The following is a 17,214-nucleotide window of genomic DNA, read 5'->3' as shown; positions in this document are numbered from 1 at the left end:
GACCGTGGAGGTCGCGGCCTGTTCGCGTTCCGTGTGAAGGTCGTGCGAGCAGGGCCAACTTCCTGTAAAAACTGCCCTGTTGGCGTATCTTCCGAAGTGTCCACGGCTGACGGAAGCGACACGGGGGACGCACGGGGGGCCGCGTGTATGAACAGGAGCCGGAACTTCCAACTGGTGAGGAAACCGCCGCCGCGTGGTGTGCAGCGGGCGGCCAGAGGGCGCGTGCTGGTCTGGGGCGGGTGGACCCTGCGGATCGTGGGTGCGGCTGCGGGCCTGCTCGGGTTCACGGCCTTCAGGAGGAGCCTGGGAAGCGATCAGTGGGCTTCCATCCCCCATGTCCGCTGGTGGTTACGCCTGTTGGGGACGGTGACGGCGGTCTTCGCCGGTGTGGTCGCCTTCATGACGGGCCGGCTGGCGGTGGTGCGCGGCAAGCAGCATCTCACCGACGTCGTCGACTCCTTGGAGCGCCTGCCCGGCACCCACTACCTCCTGTACTTGCGCCCGTTCTCCAACGACGAGGTCATGAGCGCGCTGCCCGATGACATCCAGGGTGGCGGGGCGAACCTCCAGGCCCTCTTCTTCATCTCGGGGCTGACGCATGAGGAGTCCCTGGTCCGCCGCTTCCGGCGGTTCGGCCGTGTCATCGCGATCGGCCGGCCCGGCGAGGAACTCCCACTGCCCGGCGCGGCACGCGGCTACCTGCCCCTGCACGACTGGCAGTCCACGGTGAGCAGGCTGATCGCAGGCGCGCACGCCGTGCTGCTGTCGGCAGGTCCCGGACCGGGCACCGTATGGGAGTTCACCGAGGCGGTGCGCCTCGTGCCGCCGACGCGGCTGTTCCTGCTGGCCTACTGCGACGCCCCGACCTACGACCGCTTCCGCGAGGCCGTGGCCGAGGAGTACGAGCGGCGGTCACACGCCGAACCGGGGGCGCCGGGCACGGGGCTGTGGCCCCCACTGCCCGACCTGCCGGACTACCCGCCGCCCGCGCGCCCCGAGCGGCCCCGCTGGGAAGTGTTCCTGAACGGCGGGCGGAAGCGGTTGCGCTGGGACTTCACCCTCAAGGGGTTGATCGTCTTCGGGCCGGGCTGGGAGGCCCGGTTCGTACGGTTCGACCCCACGACCCTCCGCCTGCCCAGCACCTGGTCACTCAGCCGCCTGGTCAAGCGTGAACTGCAGCCGGTTGTCGACCAGTTGACCGCGCTGGACCCACGACACCAATGAGGGGAGGACGGGTGACGGCGAATCCCCGGCCGGAGCAGCGGCCGGAGTTGCTGGAGCTGTACACACTCGCCGTGGAGATGGCCGACCGTGTCTCCGCTCGTCGAGGCAGCGCCAACGCCTTCTTTCTGTCGGTGCAGTCCGCGCTGGTCACCCTGGTCGGCTTCGGCACACCCCAGTTCGAGCGGTCGCCCTGGTGGGTACCGCTGGCCGTGGCCTCGGCGGGCATCACCCTGTCCGTCACCTGGTGGATGCAGCTGCGCAGCTACCGCGATCTCAACCGGGCGAAGTTCAAGGTCATTCTCAAGCTGGAGGAAGGCCTCGCAGCGAGGGTCTTCGGGGACGAGTGGGACATTCTCCGGCGTGATCCGCTTCCCGGCCGGCGGGGGCGCTACGCAGAGCTGGGCACGTCCGAGCGTGTCGTTCCCCTCGTGTTCGCCGTGGCGCACCTGATCCTGTTTGCGGGCACACTGTCCGTGTGACCTACCTGGACGCTCTCGCCGATCGCATCCGGTCCTGTCTGCCCCCGCACGCCGAGCCTCCCGCGGACTCCGACGCCCTGTTCCGCCTCTATGCCGTGCTGCTGCAGGCCAAGGGGGAGCAGGTGACCGACGAGGACGTGCACAACGCCTGGTGTGCCTGGATGCAGACGGTGAACGGCAACCACAAGGCCCTGGTCCCCTTCGACGACCTCGACCAGGAAACGCGCGCCGCGGACGCCCCGTACACACAGGCCATCCGCACGGCGGCACGCCGGGAGCTTCACGGCCAGGAGTAGCCGTCCACCCGGCCGGACACCACCGTGTCCGTCGCTTCGGGGAGTGCCGATCGGCCCGGAGCTCCTCGTCGCTCGTGCACCGCGCCGTCGGCCATGGCATCGGTCGCGGGTTCCGGACCGACGATCTTCGGGCCACTGGCGAAGGGGGACGGCTCCTGGCTCCCCCCGAGGCAGTCTCGAAGACCTTCCGCCGCATCCTCGCACGGCACATCCGATCGGGCACCGCTCCCGCAAGCACCCGGAAACGAGACAGCGCCCGAGCCGACCGAAGCCGGCTCAGGCGCTGCACCGCAGGTCAGGGGCCATATCCCCCCGCCCGTCGTCCGTAGGCCCTGTGGGACTCGAACCCACAACCAATGGATTAAAAGTCCACTGCTCTGCCAATTGAGCTAAGGGCCCAGGCGATGTTGCCTGTCCGAGCATAGCCGGACGAGGCCGAGTCTCCGATCGGGTATCGGTGACCCGGCCGCGTCACGTGGGGTTCGGAACGGGAGGAGCGTGCCGGATGGTCACTTTTCGACCAGCGTCGGGGTAGCGGCCCGCTCCCCGGCGAGGAACCAGTGGCGGGCCGAGGCCAGCCACCAGGCCGCCGCGAAGCCGAGGACGACCAGGACGGCGACGGGGGCGTAGTTGAAGGTCTTCCAGGTGACCGGGGAGACCTGCGGGAGCATGAAGAGGATCGTGATCACCACGACCCAGGTCACCGAGACGACACCGATCAGGGACGACCAGCGGCCCAGGTGCCACGGCCCGCGTTCGAAGGCGGCGCCCCTGCGGACCCGCAGGAAGGTCGGGATGACGTACGCGATGTAGAGGCCGATGACCGCGATCGAGGTCACCGCCGCGTACGCCGTCGAGTTGATCAGGTAGGGCAGGCCGAGGGCCAGGGCACCCAGTGCGGCCAGCCAGACCGCTGCCACGGGGGTGCGGGTGCGCGGGCTGACCGTGTGCCAGACATGGGAGAACGGCAGTGCGCCGTCGCGCGAAAAGGCGTAGATCATGCGGCTGTTGGCGGTGACGGACGCCATGCCGCAGAAGAGCTGGGCGCCGATCACGACCAGGAGCAGGAGTTTGCCGGTCGTGGCACCGAGTGCGTCCAGGAGGATCTGGGCCGGGGGCGCGCCCGTCGGGGACGTCAGTTCCCCGTCGTAGGACTGGATCGCGAACGTGAAGCCCAGCAGGAGCACGAACCCGGCGATCCAGGACGTCCAGATCGAGCGGACGATGCCCTTCGGGCCGGCCGTGGCCGCGTCGTGGGTCTCCTCGGTCATATGGGCGGAGGCGTCGTAGCCGGTGAAGGTGTACTGGGCCATGAGGAGGCCGAGGAGGACGACGTACGGGCCGCTGCCCCAGCCCGTCTCGTTGACGAAGTGGGTGAACACGAAGGACGCCGACTGGTGGTGACCGGGGACGAACGCCAGCGCGCCGACGATCACCGCCACGCCCAGCACGTGCCACCACACGCTCACGCTGTTCAGGAACGCGACGATGCGCACGCCGAAGGTGTTCAGCAGGCCGTGGAGGACGAGGATCGCCGCGAACAGCAGGACCGTGCGGACCGGTGTCACCTCGAAGTCGAACTGGAGGTTCAGGTACGCGCCCAGGAAGGAAGCCGCGCCGAAGTCGATGCCCGCGGTCACCGCGACCTGGCCCAGCACGTTGAACCAGCCGGTGAACCAGGCCCAGGCCGCCGCCGAGCGGGGTGGTGCGAGGCGGTGGGCCCAGAAGTACAGGCCGGCCGAGGTCGGGTACGCCGAGCAGATTTCGGCCATGGAGAGTCCGACGAACAGGGTCAGCAGTCCCACCGCCACCCAGCCCCAGGTGATCACCGCCGGACCGCCGGTGGTCATGCCGAAGAGGTAGAGCGTCAGGCAGCCGGACAGGACCGAGATGATCGTGAACGAGACGGCGTAGTTGGAGAACGCCGACATCCGGCGGGCCAGGACCTGTGTGTAGCCGAGCTGGGCCAGCCGCTCCTCGTCCGAGAGGCCGTGGGTCCCGCTCGCTCTCGCGTCTTCTGTCATGCCCCCAGCAATTCCCTCCCTGGGTGCGTGACATGCGTCACGCAGTGACTGAAAAGGGCCCGTACGACCGGAGTCGTACGGGCCCTCGTCAGGTCACTCTGCGTCAGCCGTTGCGCTTCCAGCGCGGCTTGTCCTCACGGCGGCCGAAGGAGCCGTTGCCGCGGTGGTCGTCACGGCGGCCGTAGGGGCGCTCGTGGCCGCCGGAGCGGAAGCCCGGGCGGTCGTCGCGGCGGTCGCGGTTGAACGGACGGTCGCTGCCCCGGTGCCCGCCGCGCTCGTCCCGACGGAAACCGCCACGGTCGTCACGGCGGTCGAAGGAACGGCCACCGCGGTCGCCGCGGTCGCTGCGCTCGCTGCGGTCGCGGTCGAACGGACGGCGGTCGTCACGGCGGTCGTCACGGCGCTCGAACCCACGGCCACCGCGGTCGTCACGACGCTCGAAACCGCCACGGTCGTCACGGCGCTCGAAGGAGCGGCCACCGCGGTCGCTGCGCTCGCTGCGGTCGCGGTCGAACGGACGGCGGTCGTCACGGCGCTCGAACCCGCGGCCGCCCCGGTCGTCACGGCGCTCGAAGGAGCGGTCGCGGTCGAACGGGCGGCGCTCGTCACGCCGCTCGAAGCCACGGCCACCCCGGTCGCCCCGCTCACCGCGCTCCTCGCGACGGTCGAAGCCACGCTCACCACGCTCACCACGGTCGTCGCGGCGGTCGAAGCCGCGCCGCTCCCGGCGCTCGTACGGCGCCGAAACCGCCGGGCGCTCCTCGCGCTCGGTCTCGCGCTCCGCCGACTCCTGGGCCACGGCGAGCTCCTCGGCCGCCGTCGCCTGCGCCTCGGCCACCGCGGCCTCGGGGTCCTCGCCGCGCTCGCGGGCGACCCGGACCACCAGCCGGTCGGCCTCCTCGCGCAGCTCGGTCGCACGGCGCTGGGCGCGCTCCAGCTGCTTGGTGAGCTGGGCGACCTCACGCTCGGCCTGCTGGGCGGCGTTGGCGGCGGACTCGGCCTGGACCTCGGTCATGGAGCGGGCGCCGGTGATCTCGGCGACCTCGGGGTCGAAGGCGGCACCGCCCTGGATGATGTGGCGGGCCGCGTCGACGCCGGCGTCCTCCATCAGGCGGAAGATCTGGCGCCGCTGGTGCGGCAGGGAGAGGGAGACGACCGTGCCGGTACGGCCCGCACGGGCGGTACGGCCGGCGCGGTGCAGGTAGTCCTTGTGGTCGCCGGCCGGGTCCACGTTCAGCACCAGGTCGATGCCGTCGACGTGGATGCCGCGCGCGGCGACGTCCGTCGCGACCAGGACGTTGACGTAGCCGTCCTTGAAGTCGGCCAGGGTGCGGGTGCGGGCGCCCTGGGTCATGCCGCCGTGCAGCGCGTCGGCCTTCACGCCGGCGTCGCGCAGCTGCTCGGCGACACGGTCGGCGCCCAGCTGGGTGCGGACGAAGATGATCGTGCGGCCCTTGCGGGAGGCGATCGCGGCCGTGACCGGCGCCTTGTCCTTGGGCTTCACGATGAGGATGTGGTGCGACATGGTCGTCACCGCGCCCTGGGCCGCGTCCACCTCGTGGGAGACGGGGCTGTTCAGGTAGCGGTCGACCAGGGTCTGGATCTCGTTCTCCATCGTGGCGGAGAAGAGCATGCGCTGGCCCCCGGCCGGGACCTGGTCGAGCAGTTCCGTCACCTCGGGCAGGAAGCCCAGGTCGGACATCTGGTCGGCCTCGTCCAGGACGGCGATCTGCACGTCCTCCAGGGAGCAGGCGCCGCGGTTGATGATGTCGCGCAGGCGGCCCGGGGTGGCGACGAGGATGTCGACGCCGCGCTCCAGGGCGTAGATCTGGTTGCCCATGGAGGTGCCGCCGCAGACGACCTTCATCTTCAGGCCGACGACGTCGCCGTACGGCTGGAGGGCGTCGGCGACCTGCATGGCCAGCTCGCGGGTCGGGGTCAGGATGACCGCGCGGGGCCGCTTCTTCTCGGTGCGGCCGCCGGCCAGCTGGGCCAGGGTCGGCAGACCGAAGGAGAGGGTCTTGCCGGAGCCGGTACGGCCCCGGCCGAGGATGTCCTTGCCGGCCAGGGCGTCCGGGATGGTCGCGGCCTGGATCGGGAAGGGGGTGGTCACGCCGTTCTGCGCGAGCTTGCGCACGACACCCTCGGGCAGGCCGAGGTCGGCGAAGGTGGTCTGGGGGGTCTGGGTGGTGTCGGCCTCGGGGGCCTCGGTGACCTCGGTCGTCACGTCGACGAGTTCGTTCTCGAGCTCGTTCTCGGACACGACGATCTGATCAACACTGGACACGGACATGCGAATGCGAAACCTTCCGGAGTCTCTTCGGCACGCGCCCGTCAACTCCGTGATTCGCTCACGACCGCCTCAATGCGGTCCGCCACGGCAAAGGAGAGTACGCGCCACACGGCGCGCTCTGTGGTGGCGCCGGGCAAATGGGATCAAACGATCTACCACCATACGCACCCACCACCCCTGAAGGCAAACTGAGCCTCATCGCCGCAGGTCAGGTCGGCAGCCGGGGGCGACTGGATGGGCGGGAAGGGCAGCTCGTCGCCCGCGGACCGGCTCGGCGCCGGCTGAGCCGACTCGATGTCCGCCGGGTCGGCACGGTGCCAGTGGGGTCGGCTCGTCGGCTGCGGACCGGATCGGTGCTCGTGCGTCGGCCCATCGTCCGCTCGGCCGCTCACGCCGGTGCGCCGGCCGTGGGTGCCGGCTCCCGCTGGACGAGCTGTGGTCCGGTCTCCTCGTGCGCCGAGGAGGACGGCTCGGCCGACGGCGGCTCGGAGGTCGCCGGGGGCGGGGTGGAGGCCGGGGGCGGCTCGGGCGGGGCGGAGGTGACCGGCGGAGCCGACGGGGCCTTGGTCGGCTCCGGGTCCACGGGCTCTTTGGTCTTCGGCGGCTTCGCCGAGGCCGCCGGGGCGCTGCCCTGGCCGGACGGGGTGGCCGACGCGGAGGCCCGCTTCTCCGGCTTCGCCTTACCGCCGCGCCCGTGCTTGCCGTCGACCGCCGCGCCGTTGTGACCGAGGCCGCCGGCACCGACCACCGGGCCGCCGTCGGGCGCCTTGCCGTCGTGCTGCCCCGCCGAGTGGGAGGGCCTGGCCGGGCCCGCGGCGTCACCCACGTTCACACAGCCGGCGGCAGCGGCGAGGGCCAGCACCGTGACGGTGAGCCGGACGGGTACGGGCAAGGGGCGCACGGCGGCCACCTCCGAGGCGAGGAAAGGAGTCAACCTCCCCAACTCCCGTTACCCACAAGAGGACACGCGCCCCCGCCCCTTCCCCGCACCCATCACCGATCACATACACCCGCATCACCGATCGGCCCCGGCATCCACAACCCATCCACACCCGCCCACGCTCAACCCCGCCCGCCCGGGGCCACGCCCAGTGCCACACCCGGCGCCACCCGGCCACACCCGGCCCCACACTGCGCCGCGCCCAGCCTCAGCCCGCCCCCGCCCCTCCATCCACCCTCACCCATAACCGAGCGCGTGCAGGCGGGCGTCGTCGATGCCGAAGTGGTGGGCGATTTCGTGCACCACGGTGACCTCGGTCTCCGCGACGACGTCCGCGCGGCTGGTGCACATTCTGAGTGTGGGTCCGCGGTAGATGGTGATCCGGTCCGGCAGCACCCCCGCGTACCACTCGCCGCGGTCGGTCAGCGGTGTCCCCTCGTACAGACCCAGCAGCTCGGGGTCGTCGGCGGGCGGTTCGTCCTCCACGAACACCGCCACGTTGTCCATGAGCCGCATCAGCTCCGGCGGGATCCGGTCGAGCGCCTCGGCGACCAGTTCCTCGAACTCCTCGCGCGTCATCTCCAGCACACGGTCATTGTCCGGTACGAGAGGCTCGCGGGAGCGGTCCCGGACGGGCCGGGCGCGGCCCGCACGAGGCCGACAGGGGCGTATTTCCGCATATCCGCACGGGGCCGTGGGCATACGGCACCAATGGTCCGCGTCCCGGTCGCAGCACTCCGCACGATGACGAACCGCATGACGATGACGAGCCGCATGCTCACCGCCCGCCACGGCAGCCGCCCCCTGCCCGACCCGGAGCTCGCCCCTCGCCCCCGCCCCTGGCTCCGCGCCCTCGGCCTCACGGCCGTCGTTCTGCTCGGCGCCTGGCTGGGCCTGCTGATCGTGGGGAACGTACGGACCCCGGTCGGCCCCATGAACACGACGATGGCGCTGCGCCCGTCCCTGACCGGCGGCACGAGGATCAACATCTCGCCCCTGGGCGCGCTCTCCCTGGACAGTCATGTGGCACCGGTCCGCCTCGACGTGAACGTGGACCAGCTGGACCCGCTCCGCTCCCAGGCCCTGGTCGACCACCCGGAGCGGATCTCCGGCCTCCAGGACGAGGTCGCCAAGGATGTCGAGCACGGCACGCTGGACCTGGCCGTACGCTCCTGTGTCGCCGTGGTCGCCGGTGCCACGGCCCTCGGCCTGGCCGTCTACCGCAGCCCCCGCCGCGCCCTCGCCGCCGGCGGCCTCGCGCTGGCCCTGCTGGCGGCGTCCGGGGTGAGCGCGTACGCCACCTGGAACCCGAAGTCGATCCTGGAGCCGAAGTTCTCCGGGCTGCTCAGCTCGGCGCCGCAGGTGGTCGGCAACGCGCGCAGCATCGTCACCGATTTCGGCGTCTACCAGCAGGAGCTGGCCCGCCTGGTGACGAACGTGACGAAGCTCTACGACGTCACCTCCACGCTCCCGGCCTACCAGCCGGACCCCTCCACCGTCCGGGTCCTGCACGTGTCGGACATCCATCTCAACCCGGCGAGCTGGAAGATCATCGCTTCGCTGGTGGAGCAGTACAAGGTGAACGTGATCGTCGACTCCGGCGACACGATGGACCACGGCACGGCGGCGGAGAACGGCTTCCTGGACCCGATCCGGGACCTGGGGGTGCCCTATGTGTGGGTGCGGGGCAATCACGACTCCCGGACCACCCAGCGCTATCTGGAACGGATGAAGAACGTGCATGTCCTGGACGACGGCCGGGCCGAGACCGTCGCGGGCCTGCGCTTCGCGGGCATCGGCGATCCCCAGTTCACCCCCGACCGCTCGGTCGAGCCCGGCGGAGACGCGGCCGAGCAGCTGGCCGGTGACCGGCTGGCCAGCGCCCTGCGCGACCAGCGGGCGGCCGGGAAGCCGGTCGATGTCGCGGTCGCACACGAGCCCTCCGCGGCCCGTGAGACGGACGGTGAGGTGCCGCTGGTGCTGTGCGGCCATCTGCACCACGAAGGCGACGAGACGCTCCCCTACGGCACCCGGCTGCGCATGGAGGGCTCCACGGGCGGGAGCGGGCTGCGTGCGGTGGAGCGCACGTACCCCGCCCCCATCGAGGCCTCGATCCTCTACTTCGACCGCGACAACCGCCGTCTGCAGGCGTGGGACGCGATCAAACTGGGCGGGCTGGGCGAGACGACGGCCGAGGTCAGCCGCCACCTGGCCGACGACGCCCTCGGCCATCGGCACCACCGCGAGCAACGAGGCGTCACACTGGCTCCGACGGCCCCTTCGCGCGCCTCCACCGCGCCCTCGCCGTAAACCGTTTTGGCGATACCCCCCGCCATCCCATATGCTTCTCACGTCCCCGACGCGCTGAGAAGCGCCCAGGCGGGCCGATAGCCCTCATCGTCTAGCGGCCTAGGACGCCGCCCTTTCAAGGCGGTAGCACGGGTTCGAATCCCGTTGGGGGCACGCAATACCGTGTGCGACACTGTTGCATGCACGCTTGGTCCTGTGGAGCAGTTTGGAGTGCTCGCCACCCTGTCAAGGTGGAGGCCGCGGGTTCAAATCCCGTCAGGACCGCTGGTGTTTCACGTGAAACACCGTGGCTGGGTAGCTCAGTTGGTACGAGCGTCCGCCTGAAAAGCGGAAGGTCGCCGGTTCGACCCCGGCCCCAGCCACAGCCAGAAGGCCCCGTTCAGCGAACGGGGCCTTCGTCGTACGGGGCTGGACGCTGCTGAACAGGGGGAACGGGGAGATGAGCCAGAATCAGGCCGCCGCTCTGCCGGCCGACACCCAGCTGGAGAAGGTCCGGGCGCGTTACGGGCTGCTCGCGGTCGTGGTCAGCAATCTTGCGATCGTCGCCGTCGCGATCTTCGGGGTGTGGCGGCTCGACGGGGACAAGTCCGTGATCGTCGGCATCTTGACCGCCGCGTTCACCGCCATGAGCGGTATGACGACCGCCTACCTGGGCATCAAGGCCGTTTCCAATACGGCGAGGTCGATCGCGCTGGGGCAGCAGAACGCCGCGTCGGCCGCCGCACCGCCGGTCTCCGCACCGCCCGCCCGGCCCGCCCCCTAGGCAACGCAGCAAATCGTTCGCGTGTTTTTCGGACGGGGTGAGATCCTGGACCGCGTATGTCTACGCATCCCGCCCCCGTCCTCGGCACCCTCGCCCCCCGTCTGACCGAGCTGTCGCTGCGCGACGCGCACCGGCTCGGCCGGCGGCTTGAGGGCGCGCGCAAGATCCGTAAGCCGGAGGCCCGCGCCGCCGTCCTCGAAGACATCGAGGCCGAGATCGGCAGGGCCGAGGAACGGATCGGTGAGCGGCGTGCCCGTGTGCCCGCCGTCACATATCCCGAGCAGCTGCCGGTCAGCCAGAAGAAGGACGACATCGCGGCGGCCATCCGCGATCACCAGGTCGTCATCGTCGCCGGTGAGACCGGCTCCGGAAAGACCACGCAGATCCCGAAGATCTGTATGGAGCTGGGCCGTGGCGTGCGCGGCATGATCGGGCACACGCAGCCCCGTCGTATCGCCGCCCGGACCGTGGCCGAGCGGGTCGCGGACGAACTGAGGACGCCGCTCGGCGAGGCCGTCGGCTGGAAGGTGCGGTTCACCGACCAGGTGAACCCCGACGCCACGTTCATCAAGCTGATGACGGACGGCATCCTGCTCGCCGAGATCCAGACCGACCGCGAGCTGCGCGCCTACGACACGATCATCATCGACGAGGCCCACGAGCGGTCCCTCAACATCGACTTCCTGCTCGGTTATCTGGCGCAGCTGCTGCCCAAGCGGCCGGATCTCAAGGTCGTCATCACCTCGGCGACCATCGACCCCGAACGCTTCTCGCGGCACTTCGACGACGCTCCGATCATCGAGGTCAGCGGCCGGACGTATCCGGTGGAGGTGCGCTACCGGCCCCTCCTGGAGGAGGAGAGCGACGACGCCGACCGGGACCAGATCACCGCGATCTGCGATGCCGTGGAGGAACTCCAGGCCGAGGGCCCGGGCGACATCCTCGTCTTCCTCTCCGGCGAACGGGAGATCCGGGACACCGCGGACGCGCTGGAGAAGAAGAAGTACCGCTTCACGGAGGTGCTGCCGCTGTACGCCCGGCTGTCCCACGCCGAGCAGCACCGCGTGTTCCAGCCGCACACCGGGCGCAGGATCGTTCTGGCCACCAACGTCGCCGAGACCTCCCTCACCGTCCCCGGCATCAAGTACGTGATCGACCCCGGCTTCGCCCGGATCAGCCGCTACAGCCACCGCACCAAGGTCCAGCGGCTGCCCATCGAGCCGATCTCGCAGGCCAGCGCCAACCAGCGCAAGGGCCGCTGCGGCCGGACGAGCGACGGCATCTGCATCCGGCTGTACAGCGAGGAGGACTTCCTCGCCCGGCCGGAGTTCACGGACGCCGAGATCCTCCGTACGAACCTCGCCTCCGTCATCCTGCAGATGACCGCGGCCGGCCTCGGCGACATCGAGAAGTTCCCGTTCATCGACCCGCCGGACCACCGCAACATCCGCGACGGCGTCCAGCTGCTCCAGGAACTGGGCGCGCTGGACCCGACGCAGAAGGACGTGCGCAAGCGGCTCACCGACACCGGCCGCAAGCTCGCCCAGCTGCCCGTCGACCCGCGCCTGGCCCGGATGGTGCTGGAAGCGGACAAGAACGCCTGTGTCCGCGAGGTGATGGTCATCGCCGCCGCGCTGTCCATCCAGGACCCGCGCGAGCGCCCGGCCGACAAACAGACCCAGGCCGACCAGCAGCATGCCCGCTTCAAGGACGAGACCAGCGACTTCCTCGCCTACCTGAACCTGTGGCGGTACGTCCGCGAGCAGCAGAAGGAACGCGGCTCCAGCTCCTTCCGCCGGATGTGCAAGCAGGAGTACCTGAACTTCCTGCGCATTCGCGAATGGCAGGACATCTATACCCAGCTGCGCACGGTCGCCAAGCAGATGGGGATCCACCTCAACGAGGAGGACGCCCCGGCCGACCGCGTCCACGTCTCGCTCCTCGCCGGCCTGCTCTCCCACATCGGGATGAAGGACGTACGGGACGGCAACAAGAACGAGTACCTGGGCGCCCGCAACGCCAAGTTCGCGATCTTCCCGGGCTCGGCGCTGTTCAAGAAGCAGCCCAAGTTCCTGATGTCGGCCGAGCTGGTGGAGACGAGCCGGCTCTGGGCGCGGGTCAACGCGAAGATCGAGCCCGAGTGGGTCGAACCGCTGGCCGGGCACCTGCTCAAGCGGACGTACAGCGAACCGCACTGGGAGAAGGACCAGGCGGCCGTGATGGCGTACGAGAAGGTCACGCTGTACGGCGTCCCGATCGTCGCCCAGCGGAAGGTGAACTACGGCCGGATCGACCCGGAGACGAGCCGCGAGCTGTTCATCCGCAACGCGCTCGTGGAGGGCGACTGGCGTACGCACCACAAGTTCTTCGCCGACAACCGCAAGCTCCTCAGTGAGGTCGAGGAGCTGGAGCACCGGGCGCGGCGCCGGGACATCGTGGTCGACGACGAGACGCTCTTCGACTTCTACGACCAGCGGGTACCCGAACACGTCGTCTCCGGCGCGCACTTCGACTCCTGGTGGAAGCGGAAGCGGCACGAGCAGCCGGACTTCCTGGACTTCGAGCGGGAGATGCTCATCCGGGAGTCGGCGGAGGCGGTCACCAAGGCCGACTATCCGGACTCCTGGCGGCAGGGGCAGCTCAAGTTCCGGGTGACGTACCAGTTCGAGCCGGGTGCGGACGCGGACGGTGTGACGGTCCACATCCCGCTCCAGGTGCTCAACCAGGTCACGGACGAGGGCTTCGACTGGCAGATCCCGGGCCTGCGCGAGGAGGTCGTGACAGAGCTGATCCGCTCCCTGCCGAAGCCCATCCGCCGTCACTACGTGCCCGCGCCGAACTACGCGAGGGCGTTCCTGGAGAAGGCGGTGCCCCTGCAGGAGCCGCTGACGGTGACGATGGCGCGCGAGCTGAAGCGGATGGTCGGCGTTCCCTTCGAGGCGGACGACTTCGACTGGTCCAGGCTCCCCGACCACCTCAAGATCACCTTCCGTATCGTCGACGAACGGCGCCGGAAACTGGCCGAGGACAAGGACCTGGAGGCGCTGAAGCTCAGGCTGAAGCCGAAGGCGAGGCAGGCGCTGTCCCAGGCGGCAGCGGCGACGGCCTCCCGCGAGGGCGGCGAGTCCCTGGAGCGCAAGGGCCTGACCGACTGGACGATCGGCACGCTGACCCGAGTCTTCGAGACCCGCCGCGCCGGCCAGCCGGTCAAGGCGTACCCGGCGCTGGTGGACGACGGCGACACGGTCTCGGTCCGGCTCTTCGACACGGAGGCGGAACAGGCCGAGGCGATGTGGAAGGGCACCCGGCGCCTGATCCTGCGGAACATCCCGGTGAATCCGGCGAAGTTCGCGTCGGACAAGCTGACGAACGCCCAGAAGCTGGCGCTCTCCGCCAACCCGCACGGCTCCGTCCAGGCGTTGTTCGACGACTGCGCGATGGCGGCGGCCGACAAGCTGATCGCGGACTTCGGCGGCCCGGTGTGGGACGAGGAGTCGTACCGCAAGCTCTACGACAAGGTGCGGGCGGAGATCGTCGACACGACGGTCCGTGCGGTCGCCCAGGTGCAGCAGGTCCTCACGGCCTGGCAGGCCTGTGAGCGCCGTCTGAAGGCCGTGCGCAGCCCCGCGCTCCTCGCAAACCTGACGGACGTCCGCAAGCAGCTGGACGCCCTTGTGAAGCCCGGTTTCGTGACGTGGGCGGGCATACGGCGCCTCCCCGACCTCATGCGCTACCTGGTGGCCGCCGACCGGCGCCTGCAGCAGATGCCGACGGGCGTCCAGCGGGACACCACCCGCATGGAGAAGGTCCACGAGATGCAGGACGAGTACGCCTGGCTCCTGGAGCAGCTCCCCCAGGGCCGCCCGGTGCCGCAGCAGGTCCTGGACATCCGCTGGATGATCGAGGAGCTCCGGGTCAGCTATTTCGCCCACGCCCTGGGCACCGCGTACCCCGTCTCCGACAAGCGGATCGTGAAGGCGATCGACGCGGCCGTCCCGTAACCGTACACACACAGAGGGTGAGTTCGACCAGGCGGGCTCCCCTCCTGTACAGTCTCTTCTCGCAGCGCAACGCAGCAAGCCGAGCGCCGCGAAACCTGGTCCTGTGGAGCAGTTTGGAGTGCTCGCCACCCTGTCAAGGTGGAGGCCGCGGGTTCAAATCCCGTCAGGACCGCACAAGAAGGGCCCGCATCCGGCAACGGACGCGGGCCCTTTCTCATGCCCCCAGTCACAGCGGAGGCCGCGCCCGCGGCGGAGCATCCGACAACGGACGCGATCCCTTCCCCAGGCCGTCAGCTTCTCGGGTCGACCGGGGCTGGGGGCGGCGGCACCCAGAGGGCTCCAGGGGGCGCACCGGCTTCGGTGGCGGTGCTCGTGATCGACTGAACCGGCGGAGCCCCCCGCCCTTGACGGCGGCACATTGCGCCGGTACCCAAGGACCAGGGCCCGTTCCCCTGTGCGGTCCGCGGAGGTGGCATATGGCGGCATCGGCCAGGCACGAGACGCGGGCGCTGCTGAGGGCGCACCTGTCGGCTGCCTCGTCCTACCGGCATCTCACCCGCCACTGCCCCATCTGTCACCACCTGCTGAGGCTGGCCATGGACGCCGGCCCCCGGGTCACGGAACCGAGCGACGAGGAAGCCGAGGACGAAAGTCCCCGCAGCGCATGACCGACGCCGGCCCCAACTGCCCACCGCATGAGGGACGCTGGAACAGGCCACTCCGCTAGCGCACACATGCCGTCGGCAACAACCGCCGGGGCATGTGACGGGAGTCACCGCATGAGTTTTTGAAAGGCCGGTACTTACCCCCGCCCTACAACTGTTCAATTTAATATGTGCAATTGCACCGGCCCCCGGGGTCATGCACAGCGGTTCCGGCAGCCCTGCCCAGACTCCGACAAGGCCGCTCACAGCGATCCACCCACCACCCGACCAGCGCACAAAAAAGATCGCGCTGGACCCGGCGGAGTCCAGCGCGATCTACGACGCACCCTGTGTCGCTGCCTACAACGTTCTTTTCGGCTTGGGCGAGGGGCCTGTTGGGGCAGGTCCCGCGTCGCTTGGAGCTAGCGTTCCAGGCGCCTCGGCGGGTTGGGGGACCAGCCGTATTGCCCGGTTATGCGATGGTTCAGGCCTCGCTGCGCTGCTGCGGGATGCCCGCGAGCAGAGCGCGGACCTCGGCCTCGCGGTAGCGGCGGTGCCCGCCGAGCGTACGGATGGACGTGAGCTTGCCGGCCTTCGCCCACCGCGTGACCGTCTTGGGGTCGACGCGGAACATGGTGGCGACCTCAGCCGGGGTCAGCAGCGGCTCGGCATCAGGGGTGCGAGCGGTCATGAGCGGCCTCCTCGGGAGAACCGAACCTTCTCGGTTCTTTCCTCTAAATTCTGCACCTTGACCCGCGTTGCCCGAAATGGCGGACGCGAGTCGAGTCGGTTATAGGACGAACGGCTTGTCCTCGGCACTACAACTACACCATCTGTCCAGCCGCGTCGGCCAAACCGATGGAATTGCCCTCCCAGGTGTTCATCAGCGACGGAAGCCGATGGACCATGCCATAGCGGACAGTCACGCCACTGTGACGATCAGTCACAGGACGATCAGGAGCCACGAGACCCCCCAAAGCGCGCAATGCCGAGAATCCGCCCATGATGGAGCATAGTTGGACGGACGGAGCCCTCCCCGGACTCCTTGTCCTATTTTGGCATGAGGGGCGGCACTTAGGGCAAGGCTCTTGTAAGTGCCGTCCGTCACCCTTGGGACAAAAGTCCAGATCGGGACCAACGTCCCGTCAGATGAGCAAGTGCCGTAGACCGTACGTCGTGCGACGCCATTCGAGCCGTGACCTACGTCACTCGACTGCGTCACTCAGTTCGCGGACCGCCGGTCCCGCACCGCCCGCCACCGCTCCACGAGCCGCACATAGGCCTCTCCGGCCGCCGCCCCGTCACCCCGGCGCAGCGCCGCGATGCCCTCGGCCACCTCCGCCGCCGAGTGGTCGCCCTCCAGCTCGCCGGCCGGCAGGACGTGCACCAGGCCGCCGTAGTCCAGCTCCACCAGCGAGCGCGGGTGGAACTCCTCCAGCCAGCGGCCGACGTCCAGCAGGCCGTCGATCAGCGGGCTCTCCTCGACGGTGTCCTTCAGCGTGCGCAGCGCGCGTGCCACCCGCCTGCGGGCCTGCACCATCGGCGTGCGGTAACGCAGCAGCGGCGGCACCTCCGCGGTGCCCTTCTCGTACCGCCGCTCCTCGTCGGACACCAGCACGAACCAGTTCAGCGGCACCTGCCAGGTCGCCGTACGGATCCACGGGCGGGCGTCGGGGTTGCGGGCGAGCCAGCGCTCGTAGTCCTGCGCCGCCTGACGGCGTACGACCGGGGGCAGCACCGCGTCCAGGACCGGCGCCGGAAGCTCCTCCGCCAGCTCGTCGAGCGCCTGCCAGCCGCGCAGCCGGGTCCGCCACGGGCACACGCAGACCACGCCGTCGACCTCGGCCACGAAGGCGTCACTGCTCTCGTGCACCGGCACCGCGACCGGCGGGGTGGGCAGCAAGTCGGCCAGGGAGCGGCGCAGTTCGTCCTGGTAGGAGGGGCGGTCGGAGCGACGGGCGTACCGCGCCCAGTGGCTGCGCTCCGGCTCCGGGAAGGCGCCCAGCGGCTCGTACACGCGCAGATACGCGGCATAGGGGACGACGACGGAGGACACCTTCGGCACGCCTGCTCCCTCCCCATCGGGCCCCGCTCGAAAACCGCTGCAAAACCACTGCAAATCGTGCCACGGTCATGCGTGCACAAGAGGCCCGCGCGAGTGATCCTGAACACTGCGCGGATGGTGGTCGTGCGAAGGCTCTACGCTCATGCCACCAGCACCCGCCACCCGCACGGGGGCT

Annotated in this window: 13 protein-coding genes and 5 tRNA genes; 11 read left to right on the top strand and 7 right to left on the bottom strand. The window is 69.9% G+C overall.

Annotated features, from left to right (window positions below):
* Positions 1 to 147 precede the first annotated feature (147 nt).
* From ACIGXP_RS12385 to ACIGXP_RS12375, 3 genes are read left to right on the top strand one after another with little or no spacing between them, the layout of a single operon-like run.
* Positions 148 to 1,224, top strand: a complete 1,077-nt coding sequence (locus tag ACIGXP_RS12385; RefSeq protein WP_399767176.1) for a hypothetical protein — start codon at positions 148 to 150, stop codon at positions 1,222 to 1,224.
* Between the two features lie 11 nt (positions 1,225 to 1,235).
* Complete coding sequence (locus ACIGXP_RS12380) at positions 1,236 to 1,703, top strand: hypothetical protein (RefSeq protein ID WP_399767174.1); 468 nt, start codon at positions 1,236 to 1,238, stop codon at positions 1,701 to 1,703.
* Entirely contained in the window at positions 1,700 to 1,999 is a 300-nt protein-coding gene (locus tag ACIGXP_RS12375; protein WP_363215654.1) for a hypothetical protein, read from the top strand. Before ACIGXP_RS12380 ends, ACIGXP_RS12375 begins: the two co-directional genes overlap by 4 nt.
* Before the next feature lie 326 nt (positions 2,000 to 2,325).
* Here ACIGXP_RS12375 and ACIGXP_RS12370 read toward each other — a convergent pair.
* The 5 genes from ACIGXP_RS12370 to ACIGXP_RS12350 form a co-directional block, all read right to left on the bottom strand.
* Positions 2,326 to 2,398 (bottom strand) — tRNA-Lys (locus tag ACIGXP_RS12370).
* Positions 2,399 to 2,508: 110 nt separating this feature from the next.
* A complete protein-coding gene (locus ACIGXP_RS12365) occupies positions 2,509 to 4,023 on the bottom strand; it encodes an amino acid permease (protein ID WP_399767171.1) in 1,515 nt (504 codons plus the stop codon).
* A gap of 103 nt (positions 4,024 to 4,126) precedes the next feature.
* Positions 4,127 to 6,316, bottom strand: a complete 2,190-nt coding sequence (locus ACIGXP_RS12360) for a DEAD/DEAH box helicase (protein WP_399767168.1) — start codon at positions 6,314 to 6,316, stop codon at positions 4,127 to 4,129.
* A gap of 388 nt (positions 6,317 to 6,704) precedes the next feature.
* Entirely contained in the window at positions 6,705 to 7,217 is a 513-nt protein-coding gene (locus ACIGXP_RS12355; RefSeq protein ID WP_399767165.1) for a hypothetical protein, read from the bottom strand.
* Positions 7,218 to 7,493: 276 nt separating this feature from the next.
* The gene (locus tag ACIGXP_RS12350; RefSeq protein ID WP_363215650.1) at positions 7,494 to 7,844 is read right to left on the bottom strand and encodes a metallopeptidase family protein; all 351 of its coding nucleotides are present in this window, start codon (positions 7,842 to 7,844) and stop codon (positions 7,494 to 7,496) included.
* A gap of 123 nt (positions 7,845 to 7,967) precedes the next feature.
* Between ACIGXP_RS12350 and ACIGXP_RS12345 the strand changes: the two genes are divergently transcribed.
* From ACIGXP_RS12345 to ACIGXP_RS12310, 8 genes are all read left to right on the top strand, one after another.
* Entirely contained in the window at positions 7,968 to 9,566 is a 1,599-nt protein-coding gene (locus tag ACIGXP_RS12345; protein WP_399767163.1) for a metallophosphoesterase, read from the top strand.
* Positions 9,567 to 9,646: 80 nt separating this feature from the next.
* Positions 9,647 to 9,719, top strand: a tRNA-Glu gene (locus ACIGXP_RS12340).
* A gap of 36 nt (positions 9,720 to 9,755) precedes the next feature.
* A tRNA-Asp gene (locus ACIGXP_RS12335) sits at positions 9,756 to 9,830 on the top strand.
* A 24-nt stretch (positions 9,831 to 9,854) separates the two neighbouring features.
* A tRNA-Phe gene (locus ACIGXP_RS12330) sits at positions 9,855 to 9,928 on the top strand.
* A gap of 77 nt (positions 9,929 to 10,005) precedes the next feature.
* Positions 10,006 to 10,329: a hypothetical protein gene (locus ACIGXP_RS12325; RefSeq protein WP_399767161.1), complete on the top strand. Its 324-nt coding sequence runs from the start codon at positions 10,006 to 10,008 to the stop codon at positions 10,327 to 10,329.
* A 56-nt stretch (positions 10,330 to 10,385) separates the two neighbouring features.
* Positions 10,386 to 14,330: an ATP-dependent RNA helicase HrpA gene (gene hrpA / locus ACIGXP_RS12320; protein WP_399767159.1), complete on the top strand. Its 3,945-nt coding sequence runs from the start codon at positions 10,386 to 10,388 to the stop codon at positions 14,328 to 14,330.
* Between the two features lie 97 nt (positions 14,331 to 14,427).
* Positions 14,428 to 14,502: transfer RNA gene (locus tag ACIGXP_RS12315), tRNA-Asp, on the top strand.
* Positions 14,503 to 14,806: 304 nt separating this feature from the next.
* Positions 14,807 to 14,998: a DUF6274 family protein gene (locus tag ACIGXP_RS12310; RefSeq protein WP_363215647.1), complete on the top strand. Its 192-nt coding sequence runs from the start codon at positions 14,807 to 14,809 to the stop codon at positions 14,996 to 14,998.
* A gap of 460 nt (positions 14,999 to 15,458) precedes the next feature.
* On the opposite strand, the gene bldC is transcribed toward ACIGXP_RS12310, so the two are convergent.
* Both bldC and ACIGXP_RS12300 read right to left on the bottom strand, forming a co-directional pair.
* A complete protein-coding gene (gene bldC, locus ACIGXP_RS12305) occupies positions 15,459 to 15,665 on the bottom strand; it encodes a developmental transcriptional regulator BldC (protein ID WP_003949541.1) in 207 nt (68 codons plus the stop codon).
* 531 nt (positions 15,666 to 16,196) lie between these two features.
* Complete coding sequence (locus ACIGXP_RS12300; RefSeq protein WP_399767157.1) at positions 16,197 to 17,039, bottom strand: hypothetical protein; 843 nt, start codon at positions 17,037 to 17,039, stop codon at positions 16,197 to 16,199.
* Positions 17,040 to 17,214: the final 175 nt, after the last annotated feature.

Origin of the sequence: Streptomyces sp. NPDC053069, assembly GCF_044546895.1 — a bacterium.
Taxonomy (GTDB): Bacteria; Actinomycetota; Actinomycetes; order Streptomycetales; family Streptomycetaceae; genus Streptomyces.
The sequence above is the reverse complement of the archived record's forward strand: the minus strand, read 5'-3'. Positions and strand labels throughout refer to the sequence as shown.